Genomic DNA, 14,703 nt, shown 5'->3' on the forward strand with positions numbered 1-14,703 from the left:
ACAAGTCCTCTTGGGCTTTTTTTGATATAATGTAGAAAACGCATACAAGGAGACTCTTTAAAATGAACAAACGAATTAAATTCTCGATATAGCTGATTTGATAGGCAGTATATCGAGCAAATAAATTTTTAGTCCTATCAGCTTGGCTGTATCAACCCTAGACAACAACAAAAATAGGAGATATAGCATGAAAGCACAAAACATAAGACATTTAATAAAATATTTTAAGAATTTAACAGTAACATACATTATTTTAGGAGTTCTTTGTCAGCTTCTGAAATCAATAAACATCCTTTACTATCAAAATATATTAGATGGATTTTCTAAAGGACTAAGCCCCTGGAGTCTTCTAATTTATTCAACGACATTAATTCTTCCCCTCATCCTTGCATATTTGTCGGAATATCCCAAAAGCAAACTCTATCATGGGATTTATTATTTTCTCAAAAAAGAAGTGCTAGAGAAAATCTCACACATTGATTATCTTAGCTACATGACTTTTGGAAGCGGGAATCTCTTACAGAAGATTGAAGTAGGAGCCTTGGCTGGAAGAAGTATTTATGTAGATTTTTACTGCCATATTTTGAGAGAATTACTTCCATCACTGATATTCAATATACTTTTTATCTCCCTGATTGATTTAAGTCTGATACCCTTCATTACCCTTGGATATTTAATCGTTTTCCTTATAAGCAAGTTCCTTCTCACATATCTTGAAAGAATTAAAAGGGAAAATCTCATAAACGAGGAGGCCTTAAATAGTATTTTGACCCGTAGTGTTTTTGAAATAGTCACCTTCCGCATAAATCGCAGATACAAAAGCGAGATAAGAAAGTATGAGTCGCTGTCGGAGAAGGTGGTTGATAATGTCACGAGCATGACGCTCATTCACGAGCTGTTCTTCACTATTTTCGCTATCTTGGTCGCAATCATCCAAATCCTTCTGCTCGCTCTAGTCTTGACTGGGCACATAAGTCTGACAGTTGGCGGATTGGTTGCAGTTCTTGCCTACATTGACAACATCTACACGCCTATTGCCATCTTCAACGTCATCTTTGTCAACTATCGACTAAACAAGGTTTCCTATGAGCGGCTGGCAGAATTTTACATGGCACCTGATGATTTGGGTCTTACTTCTGGGAAAAAGCTTTTCCATGAAAAAATTACTAATGTCAGATTAGTGGATGTAGATCTTTCCATCTCAAACAAGGAAATTCTCTGCAGTGTAAATCTTAATTTCGAAAAAGGGAAAATCTACGCCTTAACAGGAAAAAGTGGTTCGGGAAAATCGACTTGTGTAAAAACAATACTTGGCTTGCTTAAGGCGACTAGCGGTGAAATTCTTATAAACGATAGGAAACTATCTAGCATAAATCTTGATGATTATTATAAGGACGTTTTCTATATTTCACAGGAAGTTCCAATCTTTGAAGGAAGTTTAAGAGAAAATATAATTTTTGAAAATGAAAAAATTACAGATTTAGAGATAATTGAGGTATTAGAAAATTGTGGTTTGAAGAATTTCTTTGGAAAACTTGAGAAAGGACTAGACACATCACTTGGAGAAAAGGGATTAAATATATCTGGTGGTGAAAGACAGAGAATTGCCTTTACTAGACTATACTTTTCACAAGCAAATCTAATAATTTTTGATGAAGCAACATCAGCTATGGATGAAAAAACAGAAGAATTTATTTTAAACAATGTTTTACCGTTACTAGAAAACAAGTTAACAATAATGATAACTCATCATAAAAAGAATTTGAAATTTGTTGATGAAGTAGTTAGCTTTTAAAGGAGGCTAATAAAATGATATTTATATTAATTTTAGGTCTACTTTTTATAATTCTAGCAATTCAGTTTAGACGTGGGAAATGGTCAAGACTCATAGCAGGAAATACTTTCGGTGATAGGCCGAAAGAAAAAGTGGATAAAGCAGCTAAAACAGTCAGTAACTTATTGATATATATAGGTTTAGAGTTTATTATTTCATATTTTTTAGACGTGTTTATCAAAAAAGGTGCTAAGATATCTCTAATTGGCCTGATTCCTATAATCATCTATGCTTTTTACATGATATTTGTCTACTTAAAAGCATATTTGAAAAATGAGATTTAACTAAAGTAGATTTACTTTATATTTAATTATATTTTTGAAAGGATATCGTATGAATGATTTGATAACAAAATTATTGAAAAATTTATTTCTATGTTTAATAATTTATTATTCTTATTCAGTAATAATAAATTTTATCAGTTTGTCTAATATTGCTAATATTGGTAATATTAGTGGGGAGGGATTGTTTTTTAGAACGATTAATTTTCTTTTGATTATACAACCTTTTATATTGAAAGTTATGATCTTAATATTTTTGGTTATTTCTTACAGAGATGTTAATGATTATCGAAGTAAATAATAAATGATTATGAATATCAAACTATCAAAATTGTGGAAATCATACAATTTTGGTAGTTTTTGTTATAATATTGAGTAACTAGGAGGTATCAGATGAGAAAGATAGCATTTTACGGAGCAATAAGCCTGGATGGTTTTTTAGCAGATAAAAATGATAATTTGGACTGGTTATTTAATACCCATACTGAAGGTGAAATAACTTATGATAAATTTATTGAAACTGTAGATACTGTTGTTATGGGACGAGTAACATATGAAGAAGTACTTAAATTACTTAAGGAAGATGAAGAATTCTATCCAAATCAAGAAAAAATAATATTTTCAAATACTCTTAAAAATGACATTGAAGATGTAGAAGTTGCGCATGGAAATATAGTCGACTATCTAAATAACCTTAGACAAAAAGAAGGAAAAACTATTTGGATAATCGGAGGTGGAGCTATTTTAAAACCATTAGTTGAAGCTAATATGGTTGATGATTACTATATTCAAATAGCACCAATTCTTCTAGGCGATGGCAAAAGACTCTTTGAGAAAATGAGCCATCCAACAAACTTAAAGTATCTTGGAACTTCACAGATGGGTGACCTAGTAGAAGTTAGATATTCAAAGATTAGGTTATAGATGAAAAATAAATTTACTAAGATATTAATAATAATAATCTTGTTGCTGATTGTTTTATTTATATGGAGGCATAGAGGTGATTTTTCAAGTTTTCGTATAAATCAGAAACAGTTGGTCGAAAAAATTCGTAGTCATGGCCCTGTTGATATTATCATTTTGGTAGCTCTTATAATTATTGTAATTATGGTACCAGGTGCTCCAACGGCTCCTTTTGAAATTGCATCCGGAATAGTATTAGGACCAATATTTGGAAGTGTCTTAAATGTTACAGCGGCAGTTCTTGGGAATGCTCTTTTGATTTGGATAATTTCTAAATTTAAAATTAGTAGTTCATCGGATAAAAATAAAATTTTAGGAAAATTGGAAAATATGAACAATCCTAAAATGGGACTTTCCATTGCATATATGATTCCGGTTATTCCAACCTTCTTGATAGACTATACTGTTGATAAATTAGGATATTCTCTGAAAAAATTTTTGCCTTATATAGTCATTGGTAATATTCCTATATCAATTCTCTATGCAGTTGGTGGTGATGCAATATTAGAAAAGAACTATAAAAAAATAATTGTTCTTTTAGCTATTATTTTAATAATACTTGGTCTATTCCTTTTATTTAATAAATTGTATAAACAAGAAAGAAGTGAAGATAATGAATAAACGTATTAAGAAGAAAAAAATGAAAAACTATTTGGCTATATGTCCATCAAAACCAGTAGAAGTAAAACTTAAAGCTAAAAAGGAGTAGCTCATGAATAAAGATTTTCTTGATACAAAATATGGTAAAACCTATTATTTTTACAAACCATCTAACAAAAATGAAAAAACTTTGATTTTTATTCCTGGTTTTAGTGGCGATTCAGCCTATAACTCATTCAGAAACATTATTGATAAGCTTCCCGATTCAATTGGAATACTTGTTGTTGATACCGTTGGAACTGGTCATAGCTATAAAGAGTATATGAATCGAACACCAGGAAATGTTGTCGGTAATATTATAGAGGTAATAACTTATTTGAAGCCCATAAATCCGATGTTTGTTGGTCATAGTTACGGTGGAGCATATGCCCTTCAATTGGTAGATAAAGTATCTGATTTAACTAATGAACTCTTTTTGATAGAACCGACATATTCACAAATAACTTTCAAGCTTCTTGATAAAACATATCAGTTTTTGAAGCAATATAAAGACTTCTCTGAAGAAAAAGCTAAGGGTAGTATAAATGCGGAAGATTTTATAGATTCTGTAAATCCACTTGTAACTGAAGAGATTATCAAAGAGAATGCGGAATTACTTTTTAATGTCTACGCAAACGAATCAATAATTGCTGAATGTCTTGCCACTGAAGAGATGGTAAAGCAAATGGAAATAGCTGAAAGGAATTTAGATAATTTTCATATAGTTCTTTTATGTTCAAAAGAGCGGGAAGAAGAATATAAAAATTCTATTTTTGCTCCTTCTTGTAAAATATTATCGGCAGCTGGAAATCATAGTCTCCATTGGACAAACGAAAAATTTGTACTAGATAATTTAATTAATTTTATTAATGGAAGTGAATAGGTAATGAAAACCAATATTTATGATAACGAGGAGTTTTTTAATTCCTATAGCCAAATGTCACGCTCAAAAGATGGACTAGCAGGTGCTGGTGAATGGCACACTTTACAAAAAATGCTTCCTGATTTTAAAGGAAAACGTGTTTTAGATCTTGGGTGTGGTTATGGCTGGCATGCAAAATATGCTGTTGATAATGGTGCAAAATCTGTATTAGCAATTGATTTATCGGAAAAAATGCTTGAAGTTGCACGTGAAAAGAACTTTGATGAAAATATCACTTATGAACAAGCAGACTTAAGAGAAGTCAAATTTTTTGAAGATACATTTGATGTAGCTATATCATCTCTAGCATTTCATTATCTTAGTAAGGATGAAATGAATGCTCTTTTTGCTAAGCTGCATATTGCTCTAGTAGATGATGGAGAATTTGTATTTTCAGTTGAACATCCATTATTCACTTCTGAAGGAAGTCAAGATTGGGTTTATAATGAAGATGGTAGTATCTCTCATTTTCCTGTAGATAATTATTTTTACGAAGGAGAAAGGAATTCGCATTTTCTAGGAAGTTATGTGAAAAAATATCATAAAACTTTAACAACTTATGTTGAGATTCTTTTGGCAAATGGTTTTTCGATTGAAAGTATTATTGAACCGATGCCTGATATGCATATGTTGGATATTCCTGGAATGAGGGATGAGCTAAGACGTCCTATGATGATGATAATATCATCCAAAAATCACAAATAAATTTCACAAAGAAAATTACATGGATTTTCCTTATGGAAAATCTTTTTTTATGATGAAAACAAGCTCTAAATGTGCTATAATAATAGAGTTGGATAAAATGTTTAATAAATATTATTTTAGAAAAGGGAATAGTATGACAAAGGAAATCACAATATATGCTGTAATTTTTAAGATATTATTATCTATAATTGTTGGTGGGTTAATTGGTATTGAACGAGAATACAAAAACCGCCCAGCAGGTATGAGAACTCATATTTTAGTAAGCGTAGGTGCAACAATAATTGCCTTGATTCAGATAACTATTGCCCAAAGCGCAACTGAAGCTGTCATTGATTACCCAAGTTTAGCATCAGCCACAACTATTGATCAGTCGAGACTTATTGCTCAGATAGTAAGTGGAATAGGTTTTTTAGGTGCAGGTACTATAATTGTTAATCGTAAGTCAATAACAGGTCTTACGACTGCTGCTTCCTTATGGGTGGGTGCAGCTCTTGGTATTGCAATTGGAATGGGATATTATAATATAGCTATAGTCGGTTGTGTTGCTGTACTTGTATCTTTAACTTTAGTTCATAAAATTTTACGAGTTAATACTCTTAAGAAATTGGAGATTAAATATGTTCATCGTCAAGAAACAAAAGAATTTCTAGTTGATTATTTCAAGAGTAAAAAAATAGATGCAGAAATTGTTAATTTCAATGCATCATTTGAACAGAATTACAGGATTTACTCTAAGACATATAATATTAATCTTCCAAAAAATATGACTTATACTGAAGTTATAGAAGATCTATCGTCACATGAAAATATAATGAAATTGAGTATTGTCAGTGTCTGAAAGCGAATGATTATTCGCTTTTTTTTATCTTAAATTTATATTTTTTATTACTTTATGGTAAAATATAGATTATTTTAGAAGAATGTATTGTTTAGGAGATGACATTATGCTAGGAAGTATATCAATTTATGAAATAATTTTTAGAGTGGTTTTATCAATTTTATGTGGAATTTTGATTTCAATTGAACATCAGAGAAAAAACGGTCCAACTGGGATGAGGACTCATATCCATGCTTTAGTTTGTTTAGGTGCAGCAATTATTGCACTTACTCAATTTACCATCGCTCAAAATGAGGCTAGTGTTGTACGAAATATTCCATCAATGGCATCAGCAATTTCAATAGATGAGTCAAAGCTGATTGCACAAATTGTTAGTGGAATAGGATTTTTAGGTGCAGGAGCAATTATTGTAACTAGGAAGCAAATTTTGGGCCTTACAACAGCAGCATCAATTTGGATTTCAGGTGGTGTTGGGATGGCAGTAGGAATGGGTTTTTACTCTATTTCTATAATTGGGACACTAGCAGTGATAACTACCCAATTCCTTATCCATAAATTTTTAAATATTAATATGATACAATTAATAGAAATAAGATATATTGATAGAGAAGATTCAGGAGAGTTCATTAGTGATTTTTTTAAATCAAAAAATATATATATTCAATTGGTAAATTTTGAAATATTATTTGAGCCAAATTGTGATGTATGCCGAGAAATATATCGAATAAGCATGCCAAAAGGTATAGATGACACGAAAGTTTTAAAAGAACTTTCAAAATATCAAAATATAATTAAGATTGGAATTGTTGATGTATAAATCAAGAAGCATATTTATAGCTTCTTTTATTTTATAGTTTTTACTAATTCAATTTCATCTACTAAAGGAATTCCATGATAGCCAAACTTAGGAATTTCTTTTTTTATTTTTCGTGCATTAGTAACAGCATTTTTATAAATTTTTTCTAATCTGTAACCACGTTTTTGATAAAATCTAAGAGCATTAAGATTATCATTTGTTGTTATTAATCTTATTTTGGAACACCTGTTTTCTGATGCAGTTTTTTCAACCTTATTTATCAACTTACTTCCTGAGCCTTCTCCTTCAATGATACTATCCAAAGAAATTATTTCACAGTAAGATTCTTTTAAAACATATGTTATTAGTGCAATGATTTCATTGCTATCATTAAGAAGTGCATATCCATCAAGGTCATTACAATCATATGTACCGGTTGATATGACCATTTTTGAATTCCCCCAATGTTTCTTGAAAAAAGCGGAGACTAACCTTTTTTCTAATGATCTATTACTAACTATTTTATTATTCATTTTTCACCTCAACATTAGTGTTTATAAGTATTATACCATTTGTGATTAAAATTTTAACATTAATAAATAATAAATAAATATCGAAAAACAATAATAAATGCTTGATTTTCAATAAAAAAAGTTTATACTGAATTTATTAACAAAATTAAATAGCGTTAAATAAAGAAGGAGAAATGAACATGAAAGATAAAACTTTGTTTAAGATTTTAAAATGGTGTTTCTACATTGGAGCAATTTTTCTAAGTATCGTAATAATCGGTTTATTGGTACTAGGACTAATGGGTACCAAATTCACGTTGTTTGATGTGACTAACTTGCCTGCAGGTTTAACAATTACCAGTGAGGGAGTAATAAATATTTGGACTATTTTAGCTACAATTCTTGTCATAATGGTGGTAATTGGCTTGTTTTGGAATGTTGCTAATCTTTTTAAAAACCTTGAAAATGACAAGATTTTTGTTAAAGAGAATACTGATATTTTGAGAACTGTTGCAAATTGTTTCTTCGTATTGACAATAATTTCAAAACTTCCTGAGTTTATAGCAGGCGCAATGAATAACAGTTATAATTTTAATTTTGATTTTTCATATTTAATAATGGGTCTCGTTGTTTGGGCTGCTATGAAGGTAATGGAGAGAGCAAATTTAATTGCTGAAGAAAATGAATTTACAATTTAAGAAATAAAGGAGGAATTTATGATTCGCATAAATTTAGATGTAGAGTTAGCGAAAAAGAAAATGTCTTCCAGTGAACTAGCCGAGAAAGTTGGCATAACAACTGCAAACATCTCTATTTTAAAAACTGGAAAAGCAAAAGCAGTACGTTTTTCTACCTTGGATGCAATATGCAAGGCACTCGATTGCCAACCAGGTGATATTTTAGAGTATGTTGACGATGAAGAATAGAAATATTTATTAATAATTTTAAATCCTAGATTTTATTATCTAGGATTTTTATTATCGATTTACAATATAAATTTATTGAAAAACGATAAAATTTGATATATAATTTATTTATCAATTGATAAATAAAAAGTAAAAGAGGTCTTATAATGTCCAGAAACAAATCTAAAAATATTAATTTAAAAAAAGTGACTCTTGCAGTGATAGACTGCTTGATTCCAATAGTTGTAATGATTTTTTCTCAGGTACTTTCAATAATTGCTCCACCTAAAATATTGAGTATACTGGCTGGTGTATCTTCAGATAATATATCAGATATAAAGAATTTTAGTTACTATTATATAGTTCTACAAGCATTAATTTATATGATAGTATTTATTTTATTGATGAAATTATTTTTAAAAGCATATTATAAAGAAAATATTTTTAAACAAATACTCAAAGGTAGAATAAATATAATATGGATAATGATTCCCGTTGTTTATATTTCTATCATAGATTTTATATATTTTATTTTTGTTAATGGTGAATTTATTTTTAGCAAAGTAGATAATGAATCATTTTTTGTCACTCTTATTTACTTAGTACTATTTACGTCTCTTGCTGCACCAATAATTGAAGAATTAATTTTTCGTGGTGTTATTGCTGAGAGAGTAAAAGAGAAGTATGGCAAAAATATAGCATTAATTATATCTTCTATTTTATTTGCATTATGCCACAATATGAATGCAAGATTTAATGATAGTACATCAATAATAATGTTTATAAGCATAACACTAATTGGAGTATTACTTTTCATTATTAAAGATAGATTTGATAGTTTATATGCAAGTATTATTTTTCACTCAATATATAATTTATTATCTGAGATTGTTCCTATAGCCTCTAAGGCAAACTATAATAAATACTGGCCAGTATCCTATCAAGTCAACTCTGATAATATTTTATTAACAGGAGGAGAATACGGAACAACAGCAAGCATTATTACCATATGCGTAACAATAATTATAATTTTTTTAGTAATCTATTTATCAAAAAACAAAAAATATGAATAATTCATTAAAAACCTAGAAATAAATCTTCTAGGTTTTTATTATTACTCAAGATTGCTATAATAGTTCTAACGAGGTGATAATATGAAAAAATATGATTATATAGTTATCGGTGGTGGAAGTGGTGGTATCGCTTCAGCAAATCGAGCAGGTATGTATGGTGCTAAGGTACTTCTGATTGAGGGAAATGAATTGGGTGGCACATGTGTCAATGTTGGTTGTGTTCCTAAAAAGATAATGTGGCATGCTAGTGAAATTATGGAAACTATTGAGCGAGATGCATCAAGTTTTGGCATACATGCTAAAGTTGAAAATTTTGATTTTAAAGAACTAGTCGAAAAACGTGAAGCATACATTGATTTTCTTCATGGAGCCTATGAGCGTGGTCTAGATAGCAATAATGTTGAACGAATCAAAGGTTATGCTAAGTTTCTAGACAACCACACTGTAGAAGTAAATAATGAAAAGTATGCTGCATCCAATATTCTTATAGCAACAGGAGGCTATGCTAGTCCTCTTGAAATTCCAGGTGGAGAGTATGCTATCGATTCAAACGGGTTCTTTGAGCTTACAGAGGCACCAGAGCATATGATAGTCATTGGCGCAGGATACATTGCTTCAGAAATAGCTGGAGTTATTAATGGGTTAGGTAGCAGGGTTTCATGGGCTTATCGTAAAGAATTACCTTTGCGTAATTTTGATAAAATGCTTTCCGAAAATCTTGTTAAAATATACAATGACAATGGAATTGAGACTTTCCCTAACTATGTACCTGAAAAAATTGAAAAATCAGGGAATCAGTATACTGTAACATTTGAAAATGGTCAGACTTTGATAGGAGACTCAGTCCTTTTTGCCGGAGGCAGAAATCCAAATACAGGAAATCTTGGTCTTGAAAACACAGATGTTAAATTAGATGGGCGTGGTTTTGTGGAGGTTGATAAATTCCAAAATACCAGTGCTGAAGGAGTCTATGCAGTAGGTGATGTTATCGGAAAAATTGATTTAACACCAGTAGCAATAGCTGCTGGACGTAGACTTTCAGAAAGATTATTTAATGGAAAATCTGATTCATATTTAGATTATGATTTAATTCCTACTGTAATGTTTACTCATCCACCAATTGCTACAATCGGAATTTCAGAAGAAGCAGCAATTGAAAAATATGGTGACCAAATAAAAATATATAAATCAACTTTTACTCCACTATATTTTGGTTTAAATGATTACAAGCAAAAATGTAACATGAAATTAGTATGTCTTGGAAAAGAAGAAAAAATCATCGGACTACATGCAATCGGACTAGGTGTTGATGAAATGCTTCAAGGTTTCGCTGTTGCAATTAAGATGGGAGCAACGAAGGCTGATTTTGATAACACAGTAGCCATTCACCCAACAGGTTCAGAAGAATTTGTGACCATGCGTTAATAAACATTAGAAAGAGTGATATGAAAAAAGAAAACTGGTATCCAGCAAACTTCAAAAGATTAGAAAAATTAATAAGAGAAAACGGAATTTATTCTCCAAATTATAATCCTCAAAATAAACCATATGCAGTATTTGACTGGGATAACACAAGTATTATTAACGATGTAGAAGAAGCAACATTAACTTATCAGATTGAAAATCTTGCATTTAAATTCACTACAAAGCAACTTGAAGAGATTTTAGCAAAAAGCATTTTGGAAAGCCCTGAATCTTCAAACCTTGAACTTCAATCAGAAAAAATACAGATTGAAAAAATTTGTAAGGATGTAGTCGATGATTATAGTAAGTTACTAGACTTGAAGAAAAATGCTAGCCTGAATGATATACATGAGACAGACTATTACAAAGACTTTTCAGCCAAGCTTCGCTATCTTTATACTGCTATAAATAAAGCTTTTGGAACAGACATCTCCATCTACTTGTATGCTGGGATGACTAGTGCTGAGGCAGGAGAGTTGGTCGAAAAAGCGATTGATGATCAACTGCAACGTGAACTTAAACATATAACTTGGTCGAGCCCTGAGGATATGGAGACAAGTTCGGGAATGGTTCAAGTGACTTTCAAGGATGGGATTCGTGTAATTGAAGAGATGCGTAATCTTTATCAAGAACTGATGGCAAAAGGAATTGATGTTTATATCTGTTCAGCTTCCTATATTGATGTAATTAAGGTTTTCGCCAACAATGAAAAATATGGCTATAACATCCCACTTGAAAATGTCTTTGCTATGCGTTTAGTTAAGGATAATGGAGTTATTGAAGCTAAATTTGATGAAAATTATCCTAAAACTGTCAAAAAAGGAAAAGTTGAGACCATTGAAAAGTTGATTTCTCCTAAATATAACGGTGCACAACCTATTCTAGTAGCAGGTGACAGTAACGGTGATTACCCAATGCTCACTGAATTTACAGACCTTCAAGTAGGAATAATCCATAATATCGGTGTTCAAGGACTAATATCAGATTTAACTGACGAAGTTATGGAAACACCAGAAACTGAAAATCAAAATTATCTTCTTCAAGGAAGAGATGAAAATAAAGGGATTTTAATACCATCTAAAACAAGTATTTTTCTAGATAAATAAATTTTTAAAAAGATGTCAAGAGTAAGTGTAAAGTTTTCTGTTAGATGACCTGGAAATATTATAAAGCCATGAACTATAAGGGGTTATGGCTTTTTATTTTATAAAAATAATATATTTAGGAAGGAAGAATGTGGATTGTATGAAAAAATTTAATACAAGGAATATTTGAAGGGAGGTATGAACGAAGAGTTAATCTATCTATAATATAAATGGTATAATTAGTTTTAGCTAATATTAACAAATAAATTATTTGTTAACAATTTATTAAGAAAAGGATACATAATATGAGCAGAGTAAAGTTTTATAATAAGGAAGGGTTGCTAACCAAAATACAAGATATAAATTTTTATGATTTTGTTAATAATAATATTGAACTGGAGATAAATTCAATATTAGATATTTTGGAATCAGTTAATATACTTAAATTTATAAAAAATGATTGTATTCCTAATGATGTGGACAAAGGAAAAATAAAAAGTTTTAGAGATAGGCTGAACAAAGGGATTAATATATATTTATCAAAAATAGAAGACAGAGATATGGAAATTATATTAGAGTATTTGTATTCAAATAGAGAGTACCCTACCGATGAATTTATGGATATACTTACTCTTAGGAAAGATATATTTGAATGTATAGCAGATTATAATTTTGTCATGAGCGGTGATGCTTTACTTTTTGCAGTGAGAAAAAGTCAGGTTCCAATAATAGATATGCTACGACATAAAGCTTTTATAGAGAAATATCAAGTAGAGGTAAAGGAATTATTTTTAGAGAATGAGAAAAACATTGAATTGATAATTGACAAATATGTTAAAAATGGTAACGATTTAGTGGTTCCCTCAAATATAAGTAAGTATGATTTATATTTGATGTGTGAAAGGTATATAGCTTCTAAAAAAAGAAATATAAATTATTTAAAATTGATTGAAGAAGGAATTCAAGGTATGAATAATTTTGAAATTGATAGTAAATTAAGGTTAAAAGCTAAGAAAGCTTATGAGGAAGAATTTAATCACTTTTCTAAAGATAGTAATTCTTTTTTTGAATTTGGAGAAAAGATTGAGTTATATAATGATTTTGATAAATATAAAGAAGCAAAATCAAGATTTAAAACTCTATTAAATAAAGATTTTTTTCATATTAATTTAACTTACGAAGAGCACTTAGATTATTTAATGCATTTGAACGGTTTTTTTACAAATAACTGGATTTTGAACTTAGTGAGTTTTCCTAACATTGAGTTACCAAGTGCGCTATTGAGAGAAGTATATTTTAGGAGTAATAACTCATACGAAACTAGTTTTGATTTTGATAATAAAAATCTTCTAATTACATATGCTTTTTTAATGTATCAAAAAATTATAAAAGATATTTGTGGTATTAGAATCGAGGATTTAATTGAATATTTTTTTACAAAATTTAGTAAAGAGAATTTTTCTGTCACTTGGCTTCCATTTGAATTTGCAAGTGCCAAAGAAAAAATAAAAATTCAGGCTAATTCATTATTTGTTATTGAAGAACAAGTGAGAAAACAATGGAAACTTTATCAAGAAAATAATATTGTTGATGAAGAACTATATAATTATGAGAACACTCCGAATATTGGTGATCTTGGGAGCTTACTAAATAAAAAATATATATATGCAAGTGATAAAATTAAAGATATGTTAAATTTATTTTTTTCTGATCAGTCTGATATCACATATATCAATGAAAATTTAAAAGCTGATGATTTCTTTCAACTGATAATAAAATATAATCTCAAGGTGGAGGATTTTAATTCTTATCAACGAGATAGGGTTAGAATATTAATTGAAAATAATATTGTTTCTCTGGATACTAATGGGAATATTGTTCTTAATAATGAACAATTAGTGAGAATTGGAATATATAAGCAATTATATAACTATGGAGTAATCCATTATTATCATTATTTTAATAATATGTCCCCAAATATTTTTATAGAATTAAATCAACATGAAATAGATGAGATGATAAAAGAAGGATACCTTATATATGAAAATAAACTATTTTCTACGCAGGAGTCCGATTATTTAAATTTCATACTTAATAATACATTTAATAATGGTTTGGGGTTAAGAAATGGATTCGCACATGGTTCAGTTACAAAGGAAAATAATATATCATATTCTTATGCATTAATTATATTAATTATATATATTATAAAAATAAATGAGGAGCTTCAATATTATTGTATGTTATAAATTAAATTTATATTAGGGCATATTTCAGGAATTTCAAAACAAAATTAAATTGATTGTTCTAAAACCAAACTAGTGCAGTAGTCTTATCACTTTTTAGATGGGACTATTTTTTGTGTTTAATGAATTTGATACTTATAAATTTGATGAAAATGATATTGTATTGATTTTTAGAGATGGTAATTTAGAGGAATTCTTAAAATCTATTGAAACCTATGATAAATATATAAGCTCTTCATTGATATGTATGAGATATATGTTCCAAAAGACCATCAAAAAATGACAACAAAGTTATAAAAGTAAAATTAATAAAAATTTGGGTATTTTTGTAGATTTCTCATACTAAATGTCGTGCAATAGAATTATAAAAATAAAAAATTAACGATATTATTCCAAAATAAATAGAAGGAGTAAAGAAAAAAAGGATAAAAGAAAAGATG

Annotated in this window: 15 protein-coding genes; 14 read left to right on the plus strand and 1 reads right to left on the minus strand. The window is 29.4% G+C overall.

Annotated elements, in window-relative coordinates:
• The first annotated feature begins 187 nt into the window (after positions 1-187).
• From BG262_RS06355 to BG262_RS06390, 8 genes are all read left to right on the plus strand, one after another.
• Positions 188-1,795, plus strand: coding sequence for an ATP-binding cassette domain-containing protein (locus BG262_RS06355; protein ID WP_070788027.1), 1,608 nt, complete (start codon positions 188-190; stop codon positions 1,793-1,795).
• 14 nt (positions 1,796-1,809) lie between these two features.
• Positions 1,810-2,118 (plus strand): DUF3784 domain-containing protein, encoded by a 309-nt coding sequence (locus tag BG262_RS06360; protein ID WP_070788028.1) that lies wholly within the window; start codon positions 1,810-1,812, stop codon positions 2,116-2,118.
• A gap of 390 nt (positions 2,119-2,508) precedes the next feature.
• Positions 2,509-3,039, plus strand: coding sequence for a dihydrofolate reductase family protein (locus tag BG262_RS06365; protein WP_070788029.1), 531 nt, complete (start codon positions 2,509-2,511; stop codon positions 3,037-3,039).
• Positions 3,040-3,699 carry a VTT domain-containing protein gene (locus tag BG262_RS06370; RefSeq protein WP_083312919.1) on the plus strand — a complete coding sequence of 220 codons (660 nt, stop codon included), beginning with the start codon at positions 3,040-3,042 and terminating at the stop codon, positions 3,697-3,699.
• A gap of 91 nt (positions 3,700-3,790) precedes the next feature.
• A complete protein-coding gene (locus BG262_RS06375) occupies positions 3,791-4,600 on the plus strand; it encodes an alpha/beta fold hydrolase (RefSeq protein WP_070788031.1) in 810 nt (269 codons plus the stop codon).
• A 3-nt stretch (positions 4,601-4,603) separates the two neighbouring features.
• Entirely contained in the window at positions 4,604-5,344 is a 741-nt protein-coding gene (locus BG262_RS06380) for a class I SAM-dependent methyltransferase (RefSeq protein WP_070788032.1), read from the plus strand.
• 133 nt (positions 5,345-5,477) lie between these two features.
• Complete coding sequence (locus BG262_RS06385; protein WP_070788096.1) at positions 5,478-6,182, plus strand: MgtC/SapB family protein; 705 nt, start codon at positions 5,478-5,480, stop codon at positions 6,180-6,182.
• A 106-nt stretch (positions 6,183-6,288) separates the two neighbouring features.
• Entirely contained in the window at positions 6,289-6,999 is a 711-nt protein-coding gene (locus tag BG262_RS06390; RefSeq protein WP_070788033.1) for an MgtC/SapB family protein, read from the plus strand.
• Between the two features lie 26 nt (positions 7,000-7,025).
• Here BG262_RS06390 and BG262_RS06395 read toward each other — a convergent pair whose 3' ends face one another.
• Entirely contained in the window at positions 7,026-7,511 is a 486-nt protein-coding gene (locus BG262_RS06395; protein ID WP_070788034.1) for a GNAT family N-acetyltransferase, read from the minus strand.
• 179 nt (positions 7,512-7,690) lie between these two features.
• Here BG262_RS06395 and BG262_RS06400 point away from each other — a divergent pair, with 179 nt between their 5' ends.
• From BG262_RS06400 to BG262_RS06425, 6 genes are all read left to right on the plus strand, one after another.
• Positions 7,691-8,188 carry a DUF2975 domain-containing protein gene (locus BG262_RS06400; protein ID WP_070788035.1) on the plus strand — a complete coding sequence of 166 codons (498 nt, stop codon included), beginning with the start codon at positions 7,691-7,693 and terminating at the stop codon, positions 8,186-8,188.
• Between the two features lie 18 nt (positions 8,189-8,206).
• Positions 8,207-8,416 (plus strand): helix-turn-helix domain-containing protein, encoded by a 210-nt coding sequence (locus tag BG262_RS06405; RefSeq protein ID WP_070788036.1) that lies wholly within the window; start codon positions 8,207-8,209, stop codon positions 8,414-8,416.
• A gap of 146 nt (positions 8,417-8,562) precedes the next feature.
• The gene (locus BG262_RS06410) at positions 8,563-9,468 is read left to right on the plus strand and encodes a CPBP family intramembrane glutamic endopeptidase (RefSeq protein ID WP_070788037.1); all 906 of its coding nucleotides are present in this window, start codon (positions 8,563-8,565) and stop codon (positions 9,466-9,468) included.
• Between the two features lie 81 nt (positions 9,469-9,549).
• Positions 9,550-10,893 (plus strand): glutathione-disulfide reductase, encoded by a 1,344-nt coding sequence (gene gor, locus BG262_RS06415; RefSeq protein WP_070788038.1) that lies wholly within the window; start codon positions 9,550-9,552, stop codon positions 10,891-10,893.
• A 20-nt stretch (positions 10,894-10,913) separates the two neighbouring features.
• Entirely contained in the window at positions 10,914-12,038 is a 1,125-nt protein-coding gene (locus tag BG262_RS06420) for an HAD family hydrolase (protein ID WP_070788039.1), read from the plus strand.
• Positions 12,039-12,322: 284 nt separating this feature from the next.
• Positions 12,323-14,266, plus strand: coding sequence for a hypothetical protein (locus BG262_RS06425; protein ID WP_070788040.1), 1,944 nt, complete (start codon positions 12,323-12,325; stop codon positions 14,264-14,266).
• Positions 14,267-14,703: the final 437 nt, after the last annotated feature.

The organism is Floricoccus penangensis (genome assembly GCF_001832885.1).
Classification (GTDB): Bacteria; Bacillota; Bacilli; order Lactobacillales; family Streptococcaceae; genus Floricoccus; species Floricoccus penangensis.